The sequence below is a fragment of the Nocardia sp. NBC_01503 genome, from assembly GCF_036327755.1.
Taxonomy (GTDB): Bacteria; Actinomycetota; Actinomycetes; order Mycobacteriales; family Mycobacteriaceae; genus Nocardia.
In genome coordinates this window covers 5,065,491-5,083,744 of sequence record NZ_CP109596.1, presented here as the reverse complement: position 1 = coordinate 5,083,744, position 18,254 = coordinate 5,065,491, and the positions used below count along the sequence as shown (strand labels likewise).

Below are 18,254 nucleotides of genomic sequence, written 5' to 3'. Positions count from 1 at the left end.
CCCGACCTCCGCCGCCGACCCGGTGCACGCGACAGGTGACCCGCCTCTACAGCGCGGCCAGGACTCCGTCGAACGCGGCTTCGGCGGCCCCGAGGAGTTTCAGATCCGCGCCCAGGCGGGACTTTTCGACGCGGACGCCGCCGAGGGCGCGGCTGACCATGCTGCGGCGACGGACCTCTTCGCCGACCTTGGCGACCGTCGCATCGGGGAGGGCGGTGAACAGATCGCCCAGCACCACCAGTTCGGGGCCGAGAATGTTCACCACATTGACCAGGCCCAGGATGAGCCAGTTGAGGTATTCGGCGAGCCGGGTATCGCAATCGCCCCGCAGGGCACGGAGTTCGGCGACGATCGCACCGCGCGGACTGTGTTCGGGGAGGCCGAGGGCGCGGCAGAGCGCCGCCTCGCCGACCTCGGTCTCCCAGCAGCCCTCGTTGCCGCAGTGGCAGGGGCGGCCGCCGGGCCGCACGATCATATGGCCGATCTCGCCGAGGTAGCCCGCCGATCCCCGCAACAGTGCGCCCTGAGCGATCAGGCCGCCGCCGACTCCGACATCCGCGGAGACGAAGACCGCATCGCTCGCTCCCTTGCCCGCACCGCGCACATGCTCCGCGAGCGCACCGAATTCGGCGTCATTGCCGATCACGACCGGTAACTCCAGCACCGCGCCCAGTCGCTGGCCGAGTGCCACCTCGGTCCAGCGCAGGTTCTCCGAGGTGCGCACCAGGCCGTCCGCGCGGCGCACCACCCCGGGCACCGAAACCCCGGCGGAGAGCGGGCGCAGTCCGAGATCGTCGGCGAGCAGGGCCGCGGATTCGGCGACGTGCGTGATCACCTCATCCGGTTCCCGTTGCCGCCCATGCAGATTCCAGCTGTTGCGCCCGAGCACCTGTCCGCCGAATCCGACCAGCGCGATACCGGCGTGCTCGGCGCGCACATCCACCGCCAGCACCACCGCCGCCTGCGGCTGCGGCAGCACCAGCAGTGACGGTCGCCCGGCTCCGCTGGCCAGGCGGGGGACTCGCTCCTCCACCAGGCCGGCCTCGGCCAAGCCGTCGACCAGCATTTTTATGGTGGATCGGTTGAGCCCCAACGCGATGGCGAGTGCCGCCCGGGTGGTGGGGCCTCCGGTATGCAGCATCCGCAGGAGGCTGGACCGGTTGAAGCGGCGCACCTCGTCCGGGCGGGCGACGGTCATGGACTTAGCAATACCATTGCCGCACCGGGTGACCTTCCTGCGGAGTGCGTGTTCGGGTCACCGGCGCGTGTGTTCGGCCAATTCATCGCTGCACCACCGCCGCTCGGCGCCGGGACAGCGCGTCGACGGTCGCCGCGAGCAGCAGCACCAGACCGGTGACGATGGAGACCACGGCCGCCGGTTGCTGGAGCAGGCCGAGACCGTTGGAGACGACCGCCAGGACCGCACCGCCGATGACGGCGTCGGCCACCCGGCCCCTGCCGCCGAACAGCGAGGTGCCGCCGATGACCGCGGCGCCCACCGCGAACAGCAGGGTGTTGAGTCCGCCCGCCTGCGGGTCGACCGAACCGACCTTGGAGGAGTAGACGATCGCGCCGACCGCCGCACAGGAGGAGCAGATGACGAAAACGCTTGCGCGCAACTGGGTTACGTTGATGCCGGCGCGGCGAGCGGCTTCCGCGTTACCGCCGACGGCATATATGTGCCGGCCGTACCGCGTGCGATTGAGTACGAATGTCCCAGCTACCAACAGTGCCAGCACAATTGGCACCACATACGGGATGCCCGAGATGACGATCAGCTTGCTGGGTGACCGATTGACGGTGAGGCACGCGGTCACCACCGCGGCGAAGATGGTGAGCGCCAATACCTTTGCCACCACCAGCGGCGTCGGCTGGGTGACCAGACCACGCCTGCGACGCAAGGCATGCCCGCCCAATGTGACCGCCGCATAACCTCCGGCCGCCACCACGAACAGCACCCAACTGCCCACCGTGGACAGATTCCCGTTCGCCACCTGATCGAGCACATGCGATGAGCTGATGCCCAGCACCCCGCCCTCACCGATGAGCTGCAGAATCACGCCCTGCCACGCCAGGAACAGCGCCAACGTCACCACGAACGACGGCATCCCGATCTTGGCGATCAGGAATCCGGTGATACAACCGATGGCCGCGCCCACACAGACCGCGAGCAGCATCTCCACCCACGGATTGGCCTTGAACCCGATCACGGTGATCAGCACACCCAGCAGTGACATGGCCACACCCGGCCAAATCCGCAGCAGCGCGGCCAATACCGCCGCCAGCACCAATAACCCGTTGAACAGGAAGAACACCGTCGACCCCATCCCGGTCAACAGATTCCCGTCGTGCACGTAGTGCATGGCCAGCACCGCACCCGCCACTCCGGACGCGGTGCCCGCCGACAGGTCGATCTCCCCGATCAACAGCACATAGACGATGCCGATGGCGATGATCGTCTGCCCCGCACCCTGTGCGAGCAGATTGGCGATGTTGTTGAGCGAGAAGAACACATCCGACATCACCGAGAACAACACCACCAGCGCGACCAGCCCCAGTAGCGCGGGGAGGGAACCGATCTCGCCTCCCCTCAATCGGGCGAGATACTCCCCCACCGCTTCTCGGGTGGATCGTGTGGTGGTGTCGATCCCGAAATCGGTGATCGCGGCGGTGTCGGACTGCTCCGAAACCTTGCTCATATCAATGGCTTTCTCGCTCACAACACCGCTGCTTCCGGACGGGCCAGGCCGAGGTCACCCGAGCGCCCGGCGGTGATCAACTCCACCACCTGGCTGTGCGTGACATCGGCGGTGCGCACCTGGGCGACCATGCGGCCCAGGTAGAGCACGGCGATGCGGTCGGCGACCTCGAAGACATCGGCCAGGTTATGGCTGATCAGTACGACGCCGAGGCCCTGTTCGGCCAGGCGGCGCACCAGATCCAGCACCTGCCGGGTCTGTGCCACGCCGAGCGCCGCGGTGGGTTCGTCCAGTAGAACGAGATTGCTGTTCCACAGCACGGCTTTGGCGATGGCGACGGTCTGACGTTGTCCGCCCGAGAGCGAAGCGACCGGTGTGCGAACGGATTTCACCGTTCGCACCCCCAGCGAGGCGAGTGTCGAGCGCGCCGCCTCCTCCATACTCGCCTCGTCCAGCAGCCAGGGCTTACCGCGTTCGCGGCCGAGGAACATATTGGCCACGATATCGAGATTGTCGGCCAGGGCCAGGTCCTGGTAGACGACCTCGATGCCGAGCGCCGCCGCGTCCTTGGGGCCGTGCAGATGCACGGTCTCACCCCGGAATTTCACTTCTCCGGAGTCCGAAGGATGAATTCCGGCAACGCATTTCACCAATGTGGTCTTACCCGCGCCGTTATCGCCGACCAGCGCGGTGACCTCGCCGGCGGGCACGGTCAGATCCACATCGTGCAGTACGTGCACCGGGCCGAAACTCTTGTTCAGACCGGTGATTTGGAGCAGCGGCTCACTCATCACAACACTTTCTGGCTCGCTACAGCACCGTCAGGAGATGCCGAGTTCGGTGCAGGCGGCCTTGAGATCGCCGCCGCAGATATCGGATGCCTTGACGAAGCCCGCGTCGGTCACCTGCTTGACGTCGGCGCGGGTGATCGTCTGCGGGGTCAGCAGTACGGATTTCACGTCACGCTTTCCCTTGGGATCCTGGCTCACGCCCTGCGCCAGCGCATCCGCTGCGGCGGTATCGCCCTTGGCAAGCGCCGCGGCGAGTTTCGCGGCGGATTCGGCCTCGTCCTTGATGGGCTTGAAGACCGTCATGTACTGATCGCCGCGCAGAACGTTCTTCAGGCCGTCGGCGGTGGCGTCCTGGCCGGTCACCGGCACCTTGCCGTTGAGCCCGTTCTTCTTCAGCACGGTGATGACCGCGCCCGCGAGTCCGTCATTGGCGGCGACCACGCCGTCGACCTTGCCGCCGTTGCCGGTGAGGATCTGCTCGAAGGTGCTGCCGCCCTTCTGATTATCCCAACCGTCGATGGCCTGGCTGCGCACCAGCTTCAGCGCGCCCGAATCATAAAGCGGCTGAAGCGCTTTGAGCTGACCCTGATGGAACAGGGTGGCATTGTTATCGGTCGGCGCGCCCTCGATCTCGATGACCTGCGCGGCGGGCTTGTCCTTGAGCGCGGTGATCAGCGCCTGACCCTGGAGTTCACCGACGCGGACATTGTCGAACGAGACGTAGTAGTCCGAGGATCCGCCGAGATTGAGCCGGTCGTAGTCGATGGTCGGAATACCGGCCCTCTTGGCCTTGGCGGCGACCGCGCTGCCGACCTCGCTGTTGATCGAGGCGACGATGAGCACCTTGACGCCCTTGGCGATCATGCCGTCGGCGAGGGTGGTGAACTTCTGGACATCACCCTGCGCGTTCTGCACATCGGCGTCGAATCCCTGTGCGCGCAGGGCCTGTTGGAGCATGGGTTTGTCGAAGGATTCCCAGCGGGCCGAGGTGGCGGTCTCGGGGAGAATGACCCCGACCGTGCCATTGCCGCCGCCACCCGAGGGCGCGGAGGACGATTCGGTGGTGCTGGTGGAGTTGGATCCGCACGCGGTGAACGTCAGCAGACCCGATAGTGCCACCGCGACAGCGATTGTCCCGGACCGCAGGCGGCGGGAGTGCTGGGGTGTCAGCGTGTTCTTCGTCCTCATCAGGGTGACCCTTTCCAGTGGCGGCCACCGGATTGCGGCCGCCCGGGGATATGTTGTGGGCAACAACATATGCCAAGCGGGTCACCCCGAAGGGACATTTCGCCGAAATCAGGGCAGTAGAACAACCTTTCCACCCGGATGGCCCGCAATCACGGACTCATGCGCCGCCCGGCCTCGCCGAGCGGGTAGGTCGCGGCGATGGCGAGGTCCAACTTTCCGGAAGCGACCAAGGGCAGGAGCTCACGCCATGCCGCATTGCGAATCTCGGTGCCGGGATCGGCGCCGGGACCACCACCGAGCACCTGGAAGCCCTCCTGGAAACCGCGCGCGAAGGCGGCGATGGTGGCAATACGCTGCCGGTCCGCGACCAGCGCGAGCGAAACATCCACGGCCTCATCGGATCCGATGGTGTCTATCGCCACGTCCACGCCCGTGCGATATCGATGGGCCCGAAAGCGTGGCCCGAAAATGGCTGTGGGCCATTCGGAATCATCTCCGAATGGCCCACGAGCGAGGTTCCGATACCGCTACAGCTTGCTCATCGGGGACTTGTTCGAACCCGACACCGCCTTGTACACCAGGTACAGGCCGAAAACCACCAAGCTGATCATGAGGATCGGGAACAGCCCTTTGATCAGCGCGCCGATAATGGCGAGCGCGATCCAGACAACCGCGACTATGCCGATGATCTTCCAAAGCATTCCGTGCCTCCCGTAGTTCCCGAACCGCGATCAGCGCGATCCGTTACTTCGATTCTGCGGGTTCGAGGCCAGAAAATCACCAGGTCAGCGCCGATATCGGGGAAAGTTCAGGGTTGTCCCCGAGGGCGCTATCCGGGCAGGATCACCGTCTTGCCACGCGAACGCGCGGTCCGCAGCTTCGATGCGCGGGCGGCGACCTCGGACAATGGGATCGCCGCGTCGATGCGCACCTTCAGCATACCGGCGGCGGCCATGGCGACCAGGGTGGTGAGGAGTTCATTGCTCGACTTGTTCTGGAAGTTCACCCCGAGCACACCCATCGCCGCGAGCGCGTCCTTGTCGAGGCCGCCGACGGTGCTGACGAGAGTGCCGCCGGTATCGAGCAATCGCGCGACGCGCAGTGCGTCGGCGGGCCCGCTCACCAGATCCAGGACGGCGTCCAGACCCTCCGGGTGTGCGGCGCGGACCTGATCGACGGTATCGCCGAGGGCGCGGTCGACGAGCTCGGTCGCACCGAGCTCACCGAGGTAGTCCGCCATATCCGGACCGGCCGTGGCGATTACGCGGAGCCCGCGCCGCGCGGCGAACTGGACGGCGAACTGGCCGACGCCGCCGGTCGCGCCGTTGATCAGGATCGTCCGGTCATCGGCTCCGCAGGCGGCATCGATGGCGTTGTAGGCCGACATTCCGGCGGTCGGCAGCGCGGCGGCGATATCGAACGGCAGGTCCGCCGGGAGGACGACCGCATAGCTCTTCCCGGAGATGACCGCGTACTCGGCGCAGGCGCCGCGCCCGTGGCGCACGCTCATGAACTGCCCGCACACCCGATCGCCCGGGCGGAAACGGACCACATCCGCACCCACCCGCTCGACGACCCCGGCGGCGTCATTGCCGAGAACCAACGGAAACTGATGCGGCACAAAGTCTTTCAATGCCCCATCGACGACTTTCCAGTCGAAGGGGTTGACCGCCGCCGCCTCGACCCGAACCAGCACCTCATCGGGCCCGGGCTCGGGCATCGGCAGCTCGACCAACTCGGGCTCGGCACCGAAATCGGAGATAGTCACCGCGCGCATGCTGTCCATTGGACCAACGCTAGACGGCAACGCCCGCCAGGGGTCGTGAGGGTCGACGCGACGGCGAAGCTCTCGGCCGAATCGCTCAGGGGTTGGCGCGGAAGCGTTCGTCGGCCAATTCGGTGAGCGCCTGCGCCCAGCCGTCCAGGCGGTCGGCGGCATCGCGCAGATTCACCATGGCCCAGCCGAGATCATCGGCGACGGCGGCACTCTCCGGGACGGCCAGCACGCGCGCGGCGGCCGCGACCATACCCTCGAATTCGACGACGCCACCATCGAGGCGCACCGAAACGGCCCGAACATGCTCTGTCAGTGGCGAATTCTGCGGTCCGAGCACGCCCGCCGCCTGCTCCATCGCGACCACATCGGCGGCCAGCGCATGCAGCGCGGCCGCGCCCGAGGAGGCCGTCTCCAACGTATCGCTCAGGTCCTCGACAGGCAGCCGCCCCGACCGCGCGATCTGCGCACCGAGCCCGTGCAGGGCCCGCTCCGCCCGGACCAGCCGGGCAATCGACGCCCGAGCGGCCGACCGCAACGGCGGCAACTTCCGAGGTGTGAACGCCGCCTGCGGCAGCGGCTCCTTCCGCAACTGCAAATACTTCTTCGCCGTGACCGCGGTGCCGGTCACCAGCGCCACGGCACCGCCACCGACCACGATCACCGCCCAGGCGGGGGCCGAAATGAGCACCAGCCCGACAGTTCCCGCAGTGGTCAACCCACCGGCGGTCCCAAGCCGCAAACTCCGCCGCCGAGCCCGTCGCCGCTTGCGCAGCTCCCGCTCCCGCGGATCAGCCCACTTGCGCACGGCAACCAATGCCTGCTCCCCCACCCCTCGCAAGGTGTCCGGCAGCCGCTGCGCCAACTCCTCCGGCCCAACCCCCGTGGGCGCCAACATCTCCCGAGCCACCCGAGCGGCCCGCCCCCGCTTCGCCCGCCCAGCCGAACTCTCGTTCACCCGCGGCGGCTCCTGAGACCCCTTCGCACCGGCAGCGGCCGACCCGGAAGCGGCTGCGCCATAACCATGTTCGAAGCCCGGCTGCGGATCACGCGCCGCCGCACCACCACGCGTCCGCGGATTCGGTCCGGCCTGGGCGGGCGGCACCCACGCCTCCCGCGGAGTCGACGGCCCGAACTGCGGCGAAGTCGCCTCGGAAGGGCTGGAAGCATGTGCACCGTAGCTGTCGTCCTGCCGATGCGGCGGTGTCGATTCACTGGTGGGAGCCGGGCCGAAGGGAGAAGGGAGGCCGGGAATCGGGGCCGTCTGTTCGGGGCGCGAGCGGCGCAGAAAACGGGCAGGGGAGGTCGCGGGGGTGTTTTGCGCCCGCGATCTCCCCATCGTCGTAATGCCTTTCGCTACCGCTGATCTACTGCTGGGCCGCCTGACCCTTGTTGGTGTTGATCTGCGGCGCGGCCGCGGGGTTCGGGACGGCCTGCTGGTTGTTGCCACCGGCGGGCAGCGCGTCACCGCGCATGGAGGCGCGGATCTGCTCGAGGCGGCTGTGCCCGGCCATCTGGACGCTGGCCTGCTGGACCTCCATCATGCGACCCTGCACCGTGTTCTGGGCCAGCTCGGCAGCGCCGAGGGCATTGGCGTAGCGACGCTCGATCTTCTCGCGCACCGCGTCCAGGCTGGGGGTGGTACCGGGGGCGGACAGGGTGGAGTCCATCTGCTGCAGCGAGGCCGAAACCTGCTCCTGCATCTTGGCCTGCTCCAGCTGGGACAGCAGCTTGGTGCGCTCGGCGACCTTCTGCTGCAGCAGCATGGCGTTCTGCTCGACCGCTTTCTTGGCCTGAGCTGCGGCCTGCAACGACTGGTCGTGCAACACCTTCAGATCCTCCACCGCCTGCTCGGCGGTGACCAGCTGCGCGGCGAAAGCCTCAGCGGCGTTGGTGTATTGGATCGCCTTCTCGGTATCGCCCGCACCGGCGGCCTGATCGGCGAGCATGACCGCCTGGCGCGCATTGGCATTGAGCTTCTCGACCTCGTCGAGCTGACGGTTCAGCTTCATCTCCAGCTGACGCTGGTTGCCGATCACCGACGCCGCCTGCTGCGACAGCGCCTGGTGCTGCCGCTGGGCCTCCTCGATGGCCTGCTGGATCTGCACCTTCGGATCCGCATGCTCCTCGATCTTGGAATCGAAGAGGGCCATCATGTACTTCCAGGCCTTCACGAACGGATTAGCCATCGATTGATCCCGCCTCCATCTGACGTGCCGCGCGCCTTCGCGCGACATAGTGCGCGACCGTCACGCACCCGGTTGTCCCTATCCTCCACTGCGCGGCGACGGACCGGAAAACCCGCACCTGCACGGCGCCTCCGGCACGAAGCCTACAGAGAATTTATCCCTTTCGGCTGCCGCGCACCGTAATCACGTGCGGTACGCACAACCATCACTTGGCCGCGACCAGAACCAAGCGATCCGATTTGGGGGCCGGAATGACGATGCGCGGCCCGAAACCGGCATCCCCGGCTCGCGGCACATCGCCGTCCCCGCCCCGCGGCCGTACCCCGGCACCGGCGGCGGCCAGTGGGGGATTCGCCGTGGCCACAGCCTTTTTGGCGGCGGCCCGATCAGCATCGGCCATGGTCGCGCTGACATCGACGAGCACCTGCGCCAGCGGCACGTCCAGGGCCTGGCAGATGGCGGCCAGCAGCTCGCTCGATGCCTCCTTGCGCCCCCGCTCGACCTCCGACAGGTACCCCAGGCTCACTCGCGCCGAGGTCGAGACCTCACGCAGCGTCCGGCTCTGGGCGACGCGAGCGCGCCGCAGACTCTCCCCGATCGCTTCCCGCAGCAGCGTCATCCCGTTCTCCTCACACTCGTCTCGCCGGACCCAGCGTTTGACTGGACAACGTCCGGCGTCGGCCGCGCGTTCCCGGCCACTTCACCCGCCTCGAATACTCCGGACGAGTTCGGCGACCGCGGCGCGGACCGAGCCCACCCTGATCGTCCACCGGTCGCCCGACAGTTTCAACCGGATGACCTCCGTGCCCTCCGCACCGGCGATGCCGAGGAACACCGTTCCGACCTCGCAGCCGTCCTGCGGATCGGGTCCGGCGACACCGGTGAGCCCGATTCCCCAGTCCGCTCCGCAGGTGGTTCTGGCACCTACCGCCAGCTGTTCGGCGGTGCTCGCGGCGACCGGCCCTTCGATGGCGAGGGTGTCCGCGCTCACACCGGCCAAATCATGCTTGAGCTCGGTGGCGTAAACGATCAGTCCACCCCGCAACACCGCGCTGGCGCCCGGAATTCCCGCGATGGTGGCGGCGAGCAGGCCCGCGGTCAGCGATTCCGCGGTCGCGACGGTTTGACCGGCGGACTTCAGGGCGGCGACCAACTCCCCGGCGGGGACGAGGGCGGTCAGTGGATCGGACACAGCTGTCTCGGAAACGGGCGCGGCCGAGTCGAGATCAGGCGGCACGGCTGCCGCCGGGGGAACCGAACCAGAGCCTGGCCGCCTGCACCACGTAATCCAGACCGGTCACCACCGTGAGCACCACGGCGACATACATCAAGGCCATTCCGGCGCTGGCGAATCCGCCGGAAAGCGGGAGCAAAAGCACAGCAATCGCGACCGATTGCACCAGCGTCTTGAGCTTGCCGCCGCGTCCGGCCGGGATCACACCGCGGCGGACCACCGCCAGGCGCAGCAGGGTCACACCGAGTTCGCGGGCCACGATCACGATCGTCATCCACCAGGGCAGATCGCCCAGCATGGACAGACCGATCAGCGCGGCGCCGATCAGCGCCTTGTCCGCGATCGGATCGGCGAGTTTGCCGAAGTCGGTGACCAGGCCGTATTTCCGGGCCAGCTGACCATCGATGCGATCGGTGATGGCGGCGATACCGAACAGTGCCGCCGCACCCCAGCGCCACTGCGGATCATGGCCGTCGGCGGCGAAGAGCGCGGCCAGGAACAGCGGGACGATCGCGATGCGCAGCACCGTCAGCACATTCGCGATATTCATCAACGGCACCGCCGCGGGCTCGACCGCTGCGGGGGCGGCGGGAGCGAATCCGGGTCGCGGCGGGCCCGCATCACCCCAGCGACCTTCCACCTCATCACGCTGCACGGTCACCAGCGCCCCCACCGGCCGTGAAACCGGCCATGGTTTCCGGACCATTCCGGTATGCGGGGAGGCTGGATGTACGACACACCCCAAGCCTATCGGTACCGGGGCCGACTACTGTGCACCCCATGACAACACGGGCACCCCACAGCGGTTCGGTAGACGGTATGACGGCCACGGCGCCGATCATCCGTCGTGCCCGAACCACTGACGTGCCCCGAATCAAACGCCTCATCGACTTCTACGCCGGCAAGATCCTGCTGGAGAAGAACCTGGTGACGCTGTACGAGGCGATTCAGGAATTCTGGGTCGCCGAGCGCGACGGGGAACTCGTCGGCTGCGGGGCGCTGCATGTGCTGTGGGCGGACCTCGGTGAGATTCGCACGGTCGCCGTACACCCGGATATCAAGGGCACCGGGGCCGGGCATCTGCTGGTGCAGCAGTTGATCAGCGTGGCGCGGGAGTTGTCGCTGAGCCGGGTCTTCGTGCTGACCTTCGAGGTCGAGTTCTTCGCCCGGCACGGATTCGTGGAGATCGAGGGCACGCCCGTCACCGCCGAGGTGTACGCCGAGATGTGCCGCTCCTACGACACCGGTGTCGCCGAATTCCTCGACCTGAGCTACGTGAAGCCCAATACCCTCGGCAATACCCGAATGCTGTTGACACTCTGATCCATTCGAACCGTGAGAAAGCGATAACCGTGCCGATCTTCGCCGTCCACTACACCTACTCCGACGCCACCGTCCCCGGCCGCGACGAGATCCGCCCCGTGCACCGGGAGTACCTGGCCGGGCTCGCCACCGAAGGCACCCTGCTGGCCCGCGGACCGTACCCCGACGGCTCCGGCGCGCTGCTGATCTTCGATGCCGCCGATGCCGACACGGTGGGCAAACTGCTGGCCGCCGATCCGTTCCAGGCGGCGAATCTGGTCGACGAGACCCGCGTGGTGGAGTGGCTGCCGACCGACGGGTTCCCGTCCAAGTAGCCCCTCGGCGCTACCGATCGGCGGGTGCGGGTGTTCGCACCCGCCGACCTGTCTCCGCGACCGCGAGGTCCGCGAACATGCGCTCCGGGGCGCGCGCAATCCGTTCATCCGAATGCTGCCGGGTCCGTGACGCTCGTCGGAGATGATCTCCAAATCGCCTGCGGTGCCGTACATTTCGATTCGAGCGGCCAGCAGGGACGCGCAATCTGCGAATCGTCCTCGACGGCTCGGCAATCGCGCGCTGATCAGTCGGAGACGGCCCGCCAGGTATCGGCCACGATCTCGCCGAGGCCGGAATGCCTCGGCGCCCAACCTAGTTCGGCCAACGCCTTGCCCGGATCACCGATCAACAGGGCGGGCTCGGGAGCCGCGGGGCCGTGGACCCGGCGCACCGGACGCCCGGTCACTCGCTCGACCGCTGTCACCACATCGAGAATGCTTGTCCCGCAACCACTCCCGATAATATACCGAGCACTCGCACCGGGGGCCGGACACCGCTCCACGCACGCGACGAACGCCGCCGCCGCATCGCTGACGTGCAGGTAGTCCCGTACGGCGGTCCCGTCCCCATTGATATGCAATACCGACTCCCCCATCGCGGCCGCGAGCACCCGCGGAATCAATCGTGTCGGCTCCGGATCGGCTCCCCCGGCGACATTCATCAACCGCACCACCACGGCACCGACCAACCCCGCCCGCGCCTGCGCGTCGACCGCGAACTCCGCCGCGAGCTTGCTGCTCGCATACGGATGCGGCGGCGCGTCGGGCGTTTCCTCATCCATCGGCTGCCGCGGCGGCGAGCCGTAAATCGCTCCGGTGGAGGCGAATACGATCCGCGAAACACCCGCGGCCGCCATCGCCTGCAAAACCGCCACCGTCCCACCGACATTCACCCGGAAGAACGGCAGCGGCTCCAGCACCGATTCCCTGGCCCGCCCCAGCCCGGCCAGATGACAGACGACGTCCACACCGGACACCGCGGCGCGCAGCCCCTCCGCATCCGCGATATCGGCCACCCGGACCTCACACGCGCCATCGATCAGGTCGCCCGGCGCGGCACCGGGGCGCACCATCGCGATCGGCTCGTGCCCGGCCGTCCGCAGCGCCCGCACCACGGCCCGCCCCACATAGCCCGCCGCCCCGGTAACCAGCACCTGCATATCCACACTCTCCCAATCGATTGTCGGTGGCGGTGACTAGGGTCCCGGCCATGGAAGCCGCCACGGCCGCTGTCGCCGAGATCGTGCGAGACCTGACCCCGGGTGATGACCTCGAGCGCGAGCACATCGACCGGACCCTGCGCTGGCTCGCCGAATCCGATGACATCTTCCGCAGAATCAAACCAGCCACGCCGCCACGGCATCTGGTCAGCTATGTGGTGCTGGTCGATCCGGACGAGCGCGCGGTACTGCTCGGCCTGCACCGCAAGGCGGGGCTGTGGCTGCCGACCGGCGGGCATGTGGATCCCGGGGAGCATCCGCTGGCGACCGCGCGCCGGGAGACGCTCGAGGAGATCGGCATCGAGGCGGACTTCGGCGTGATCGGTACGGATCCGCTGTTCTTGACCATCACCACCACGATCGGGATCGATGGCGGACATGAGGATGTCTCGCTCTGGTACGTCATCCGAGGCGACCGGCACCGCGAATACACCCTCGATCCAGGCGAATTCACCGATCACCGATGGTTCGCACTGAGCGCTGCCGCGCTACCCGCCACCGATCCGCACTTCGAACGCTTCCGCACCAAAATCACCGCGGCCCTGGTGAGCGCCGATCGGTAGGCGGATCAGCGGGGCGAGATCATCGGGGACAGGCCGAGATCGGATAGCTCGGCGGCGGCTCGGGCGGCGTGGTCGCCGCCCGCCAGGATTCGGCTGCGGGCGGACTGGTAGCGACAGCCCGCGCCCTCGAAGGCGTCCGCGGTGGCGAGCACGCGGTCCGGGTCTCGGGCGCGCAGGGCTTCGGCCCGTTCGACCATGACGGCCGCGATGGGGTTGCCCCGCACGATCGTTCGGGCCTCTGAGATGCGATCCGCGGCGTCCGGAAGGCGTTCGAGGGCGAAGGCTTCGGCACGGAGAGCGAGATACCAGTGCAGCCAGATCGACGGCGCGCCCCGCCATAGCTCGGCGGGAGCGGGGATTACCTGTTCGTAAGCCTCGTCGGTGCGGCCCCGGTGCAGCAGCAGAAGGGTTTCGAAGACGGTCCGATAACCGTGGCAGTGACCCGGCGGGGTGCCGAGGCGGTCGAGTACCGCATGCCATTCGGCGCGGGCGGTTTCGTCGTCGCGCAGGCCGTGGATCATCTCGACTCCGGCCGCCGCCGCACTCAGGTCGGGGGCGGTGGGATTGCCGTCGCGCTGCCAGGCTTCCAGGAAGCGGACGCTGCGGGTCAGGACGTCTTCGACATTGCCCGCCAAGGCATCCGCGACCAGGAGTCGGCCGGTGGCGCGGTGGCCGACTTCGGCGAGCATGGGGTGGTCGGCGAGTCGGCGGGCCCAGCGACGAGCGCCGCGCAGGTCTCCTGCGGCCAGACCGGCTTCGGCGGCTTGGCCCAGGGCTTCGATCAGTTCATGGGTGCCGTCGGGTGCGCCGGGGACGGAGCCCAGGAGTGTGATCCGGCGGCGAGCGGTGGCCGCCGCGGCCACGGCATCGCCGATGCTGCGCTGCGCACCTGTGAGCGCGTCGAGGGCGGCGGATTCGGCGAGTTCGTCGCCGGTGCGGTGAGCCAACTCCACCGCTCGCTCAGCGCACCGAACCACCTCGGGGACAACGGCATTGGCTGCGGAATCCGATTCGGCTGCCGCATCACCGACGCCGCCACTGCCGAAGTCATCGCCGAGCAGTGCATCCGGCGCGCCGAAGGGGTTGGTCAGGGCGGCTGATTCGGCCAGGGCTATCGCAGCTTGGGCCGCGGGGTTGTTCGCGGCGAGCAGGCGCGCCTCGGCGATGAGTCCGATCAATTCCTCCCGGGGCGGGAGGTGTTCGAAGGTGGTCCAGAAGCGGTAGGCCGTGGTGGCGGCGGTGGCCAGGTCGGTGGCCGCGGCCGCGGTGTCTCCGGCTCGGCGGGCGGCTTCGGCGGCGGCGCGGTACAGACGGAACATATTGTCGCCGCTGAGTTGGCAGCCCGCGGCGGCGGCCGCCTGGCGCAGCAGGGTCGCCGATTCGCTCGGATCTACCGCGAGGGCGGCGGCTTGCTCATGGCGCCATTGCGATTCGCCGGTCAGGTGGCGGGTAAAGGTCAGGTCGGCGAAGTAGCGGGCGAGATGATAGGCGTCGGTGCGCCGGTCGGGTTGGTCGCAGACCCAGGCCAGGGCCACTCGCAGGTCGTCGGCCACGGCGTCGAATCGGGGTCGCCAATCCGAACCCGCCGGTGCCCGGTTCGACCCGATCGGTGTCGTATCGGGGGTTCGGAGTCGCCGGTCGAGGGGAGTCAGATCGGCGGCTTCGGTCAGGCACCAGACCAGGTGACGGGAGCGGGCGTCGGCGAGTTCGCCAGCGGCGATGAGCTGTTCCATTCCGTACTGGCGGATGGTCTCCAGAGCACGGTATTCGGTGCCGGTGGGGGTGGGGGTCACGACCAAAAGGCTCTGCTCGACCAGGCGGGCCAAGCCGGTGGCGACCACGCCCTTTTCGGCACCGGTCACCTGCGCGGCGGCTGCGGCGCTGAAGGATTTCATGAAGACCGATACGCGCCGGAGCAGGGCGCGATCCTCGGGGTCGAGCAGGGCATGGCTCCAGTCCAGCGCGGCGCGGACCGAACGGTGCCGGTCATCGGCGCGAGCGCCACCGGCGAGCATGCGGAGTTGGTCGGACAGCCCGGCGGTGAGACCGTCCAGGCCGAGAGTGGTCCAGCGGGCGGCGGCCAGTTCGATGGCCAGGGCCACACCGTCCAGGCGTCGCACGAAGTCGGAGACCTGTTCGCGTAGAGCCTGATTCGGGGGCCAGCCACTCGCGGCGGCGCGGTCCATGAACAGTTCCACGGCGTCGGATTCGCCCTCGCCCGCCAGGGACATCGGCGGAACGGTGTAGACGCGTTCGAATGGCACCATGAGCCGGGCGCGGCTGGTGGCCAGCACCGTCACCCCGGGGCAACTGGCGAGTAATCGTTCGATGAAGGGCGCGACGCCATCTCGCACGTGTTCGCAATTGTCGAGCACCAGGAGCGCCCGACGATCGGCGAGCGCGGCGAGCACCGATTCGTCCATGCCCCGCCCGGGTTGTTCGCCGAGTCCCAGTGCGAGAGCGGCGGTTCCGGCGACCACGCAGATATCGGGGCTGGTGATGGGCACCAGGTCGACGAACCACACGCCGTCCGGGAATTGATCCGAGAGCTCCGCGGCGACGGTCGATGCGAGGCGGGTCTTGCCGACTCCGCCGGGGCCGACCGCGGTCACCTGGCGTTGCGACTTCAGCATTTCGGTGAGTTCGGCGCGCTCCTGTGCGCGGCCGATGAACGAGGTCAGCGGGGTGGGCAGCGCCGGTGCGGGCCGCGGCCGGTCCGGTTGGGCGGAACGGGAGGCGTGCTGGGCCAGCGCCCGCCGGTCCGCGACCTCGAGTTTGCGCAGTAGCGAGGAGACATGACTCTCGACCGTGCGTACCGAGATGAACAGTCGCGCACCGATTTCGGCATTGCTGAGGTGTTCTCCCACCAGGGCCAGTACCTCGGATTCGCGGACCGAGATATCGACTGTCGCCACCATGGCTCCATTCTGCCGCACCCCCGGCCGTCTCAAAACTGTTCGGTCGCTTCTACGGAGCGCGGGTACCGAGAGCACTCAGTGGTGGAATCCGTGGTGAGCACGGATGTGGGTCACCCCCGCCGGCGGCGAAGCTGTAAGCACACCGGGTTCGACCGGGAAACGAAATGAAAAACCACAGATCAGGAGCGGCAATGACCACCACCCAGGGCATTCGGACGGTACTGCACCCGGTCTCGGATCTGGCCACCGCCAAGGCTGTCTACACCGCCCTGCTCGGGGTCGAGCCGCAGACCGACTCCCCCTACTACGTCGGCTTCGAGTCCGAAGGCCAGCACATCGGGCTGGTCCCGGCCGACGGCAAGCAGCAGATGACCGCACCGGTCGCCTACTGGCACGTACCGGATATCGAGGCGAAGGTCGCCGAGATGACCGCCGCCGGAGCCAGCGTGCGGGAAGCCGCCAAGAATGTCGGCGGGGGACGCCTGGTCGCCACGCTCACCGATACCGACGGCAATCTCCTCGGACTCATCCAGGATCGCTGACCTCCGCCTGTCCCCCGCCAACTCTCACGAAAAGGACACTCACATGACCGCCACCAAATCCTCCGTCTCCTTCTCCGCCGAAGAGCGGGCCGCGATGAAAGACCATGCCAAGGAATTGAAGACGACCGCGCGCCGCAACCCCCGCAACGCCAAGGCGGACGGTGAGCAGGACGTGCTGGCCAAGATCGCCGAAATGGCGGAATCCGACCGGATTCTGGGCGAGCGGATCCACGCCATCGTGAAGGCCAATGCACCGGAGCTGACCGCCAAACTCTGGTACGGAATGCCCGCCTACGCCCGCGACGGCAAGATCGTGGTGCACTTCCAGTGCGCCGCGAAGTTCAAATCCCGTTATGCCACACTCGGTTTCAGCGATCCGGCGCAGCTGGACGACGGGACCGTGTGGCCGGTGGCGTTCGCACTGACCTCCCTCACCGCCGAGGATGAGGCGCGCATCGGCGAGTTGGTCAAGAAAGCCGCGGGCTGAGCAGCCGCGGGCCGAGTTCTCACCCCCGGCCGATCCCCACGCACAGCGCAGTGCGCTGATCTGCCAGCCTCTTTGTGACCAGCGAGGCCGCGAAATCCCTGACCATCCCGCATCCCTGAGCGATCATCCGGTCATCGCGAGCGGTCGGCCGCACCGCGGCGGCAGCCGCCGATCGACCGTGCGATTCAATGGGCCTATGCTCCCCACCGACCAGCTGGCCCAGGCAGACCGTCGCCCCGCCGTGATCGACACACCCCTCGGCACCGTCGGATTCGCCGTCACGCTCGGCTCGGACGTGCTACCGGCCGCACCGAATACGGTGTGGCGCTTGGCAAACGGGTCACATCTGCATCGGTGGCAGCATCCGGGTGCGACGGTCGATCTGTTGATCGGCAGCATCGAGGTGCCCGCATGGGACGACGGCGCACCGGTTCCGATGTGGGCGGGTATCTGGCAGGTGCAGGCCCGACGCGGTGTGCCGGGAATGGTCATAGCGGCCGAAATGACCGATCTGCCCGCGGATGCGTACGGCGGGCAGGACTCGGGTGAATGCCTCGCGGCGATCAGCGTCGAGAACGAGCACTTCACCGTATCGATCGGCGGACCGGACTCGGAGCTGCTGGCCCTGCAGGCCGCGGATGCCCGGCTGATGCCCTACAGCTGGGCGCACCAGTTGCCCGCCGATGAAGGCGAAGCCTCGGAATACGGTGTGCGATACGCGGATCCGGCCCGAATCGCCTGGCACCTGCCCGGACTGGCCAGCACCGAAGTGGCACGGCTCTGCATCGCGACCGCCTGGTGCCCCCGCGACGACGATCGTCCGGCCGCCTGGTTCGCGGTCGATATCCCCCTGGACACCGCCTACCACCACCTGACCACCGAACGTGCGGTGGAGCACGAGCGGTAGACCTCCGCAGTGAGTCCTCATAATGAATGGATCATGTTTCAGGACAATACTTTTTGGAGAAAGTGGACCAGATTCCACGCAATACCGCGTTGCCGTCCGGTTGTG

General features: G+C 67.7%; 20 protein-coding genes. 6 read left to right on the top strand and 14 right to left on the bottom strand.

The window, feature by feature from the left end:
* Positions 1-46: 46 nt before the first annotated feature.
* From OHB26_RS22885 to pgsA, 12 genes are all read right to left on the bottom strand, one after another.
* Positions 47-1,198 (bottom strand): ROK family transcriptional regulator, encoded by a 1,152-nt coding sequence (locus tag OHB26_RS22885; RefSeq protein WP_330179310.1) that lies wholly within the window; start codon positions 1,196-1,198, stop codon positions 47-49.
* A gap of 82 nt (positions 1,199-1,280) precedes the next feature.
* Positions 1,281-2,720 carry a sugar ABC transporter permease gene (locus OHB26_RS22880; protein ID WP_330179309.1) on the bottom strand — a complete coding sequence of 480 codons (1,440 nt, stop codon included), beginning with the start codon at positions 2,718-2,720 and terminating at the stop codon, positions 1,281-1,283.
* On the bottom strand, positions 2,717-3,490 hold the full coding sequence (locus tag OHB26_RS22875) for an ATP-binding cassette domain-containing protein (RefSeq protein WP_330179308.1): 774 nt from the start codon (positions 3,488-3,490) through the stop codon (positions 2,717-2,719). Before OHB26_RS22875 ends, OHB26_RS22880 begins: the two co-directional genes overlap by 4 nt.
* 30 nt (positions 3,491-3,520) lie before the next feature.
* On the bottom strand, positions 3,521-4,678 hold the full coding sequence (locus OHB26_RS22870; protein ID WP_330179307.1) for a sugar ABC transporter substrate-binding protein: 1,158 nt from the start codon (positions 4,676-4,678) through the stop codon (positions 3,521-3,523).
* Positions 4,679-4,827: 149 nt separating this feature from the next.
* Entirely contained in the window at positions 4,828-5,106 is a 279-nt protein-coding gene (locus OHB26_RS22865; protein WP_330179306.1) for a zinc-binding dehydrogenase, read from the bottom strand.
* A gap of 99 nt (positions 5,107-5,205) precedes the next feature.
* The gene (locus tag OHB26_RS22860) at positions 5,206-5,379 is read right to left on the bottom strand and encodes a hypothetical protein (protein ID WP_169812638.1); all 174 of its coding nucleotides are present in this window, start codon (positions 5,377-5,379) and stop codon (positions 5,206-5,208) included.
* A 128-nt stretch (positions 5,380-5,507) separates the two neighbouring features.
* Positions 5,508-6,464 (bottom strand): NADP-dependent oxidoreductase, encoded by a 957-nt coding sequence (locus tag OHB26_RS22855; protein WP_330179305.1) that lies wholly within the window; start codon positions 6,462-6,464, stop codon positions 5,508-5,510.
* A gap of 76 nt (positions 6,465-6,540) precedes the next feature.
* Complete coding sequence (gene pspM, locus OHB26_RS22850) at positions 6,541-7,350, bottom strand: phage shock envelope stress response protein PspM (protein ID WP_330179304.1); 810 nt, start codon at positions 7,348-7,350, stop codon at positions 6,541-6,543.
* Between the two features lie 469 nt (positions 7,351-7,819).
* Entirely contained in the window at positions 7,820-8,641 is an 822-nt protein-coding gene (locus OHB26_RS22845) for a PspA/IM30 family protein (RefSeq protein WP_330179303.1), read from the bottom strand.
* A 205-nt stretch (positions 8,642-8,846) separates the two neighbouring features.
* On the bottom strand, positions 8,847-9,260 hold the full coding sequence (locus tag OHB26_RS22840) for a helix-turn-helix domain-containing protein (protein WP_330179302.1): 414 nt from the start codon (positions 9,258-9,260) through the stop codon (positions 8,847-8,849).
* A gap of 81 nt (positions 9,261-9,341) precedes the next feature.
* The gene (locus OHB26_RS22835; RefSeq protein WP_330179301.1) at positions 9,342-9,833 is read right to left on the bottom strand and encodes a CinA family protein; all 492 of its coding nucleotides are present in this window, start codon (positions 9,831-9,833) and stop codon (positions 9,342-9,344) included.
* A 34-nt stretch (positions 9,834-9,867) separates the two neighbouring features.
* Positions 9,868-10,536: a CDP-diacylglycerol--glycerol-3-phosphate 3-phosphatidyltransferase gene (pgsA, locus tag OHB26_RS22830; protein ID WP_442942704.1), complete on the bottom strand. Its 669-nt coding sequence runs from the start codon at positions 10,534-10,536 to the stop codon at positions 9,868-9,870.
* Between the two features lie 119 nt (positions 10,537-10,655).
* Here pgsA and OHB26_RS22825 point away from each other — a divergent pair, with 119 nt between their 5' ends.
* Together OHB26_RS22825 and OHB26_RS22820 are read left to right on the top strand one after the other, a co-directional pair.
* Entirely contained in the window at positions 10,656-11,198 is a 543-nt protein-coding gene (locus OHB26_RS22825) for an amino-acid N-acetyltransferase (RefSeq protein ID WP_330179300.1), read from the top strand.
* A gap of 29 nt (positions 11,199-11,227) precedes the next feature.
* On the top strand, positions 11,228-11,512 hold the full coding sequence (locus tag OHB26_RS22820; RefSeq protein ID WP_330179299.1) for a YciI family protein: 285 nt from the start codon (positions 11,228-11,230) through the stop codon (positions 11,510-11,512).
* 245 nt (positions 11,513-11,757) lie between these two features.
* Here the strand turns inward: OHB26_RS22820 and OHB26_RS22815 are convergent, their stop codons facing one another.
* The gene (locus OHB26_RS22815) at positions 11,758-12,672 is read right to left on the bottom strand and encodes an NAD-dependent epimerase/dehydratase family protein (protein ID WP_330179298.1); all 915 of its coding nucleotides are present in this window, start codon (positions 12,670-12,672) and stop codon (positions 11,758-11,760) included.
* Between the two features lie 50 nt (positions 12,673-12,722).
* Here OHB26_RS22815 and OHB26_RS22810 point away from each other — a divergent pair, with 50 nt between their 5' ends.
* The gene (locus OHB26_RS22810) at positions 12,723-13,295 is read left to right on the top strand and encodes an NUDIX hydrolase (protein ID WP_330179297.1); all 573 of its coding nucleotides are present in this window, start codon (positions 12,723-12,725) and stop codon (positions 13,293-13,295) included.
* A gap of 5 nt (positions 13,296-13,300) precedes the next feature.
* On the opposite strand, the gene OHB26_RS22805 is transcribed toward OHB26_RS22810, so the two are convergent.
* Positions 13,301-16,213: an ATP-binding protein gene (locus OHB26_RS22805; RefSeq protein ID WP_330179296.1), complete on the bottom strand. Its 2,913-nt coding sequence runs from the start codon at positions 16,211-16,213 to the stop codon at positions 13,301-13,303.
* A 191-nt stretch (positions 16,214-16,404) separates the two neighbouring features.
* Between OHB26_RS22805 and OHB26_RS22800 the strand changes: the two genes are divergently transcribed.
* The 3 genes from OHB26_RS22800 (at position 16,405) to OHB26_RS22790 (ending at position 18,149) form a co-directional block, all read left to right on the top strand.
* A complete protein-coding gene (locus OHB26_RS22800; protein WP_330179295.1) occupies positions 16,405-16,755 on the top strand; it encodes a VOC family protein in 351 nt (116 codons plus the stop codon).
* 43 nt (positions 16,756-16,798) lie between these two features.
* Positions 16,799-17,242 carry an iron chaperone gene (locus OHB26_RS22795; RefSeq protein WP_330179294.1) on the top strand — a complete coding sequence of 148 codons (444 nt, stop codon included), beginning with the start codon at positions 16,799-16,801 and terminating at the stop codon, positions 17,240-17,242.
* A gap of 196 nt (positions 17,243-17,438) precedes the next feature.
* Positions 17,439-18,149: a hypothetical protein gene (locus OHB26_RS22790; protein ID WP_330179293.1), complete on the top strand. Its 711-nt coding sequence runs from the start codon at positions 17,439-17,441 to the stop codon at positions 18,147-18,149.
* Positions 18,150-18,254 lie beyond the last annotated feature (105 nt).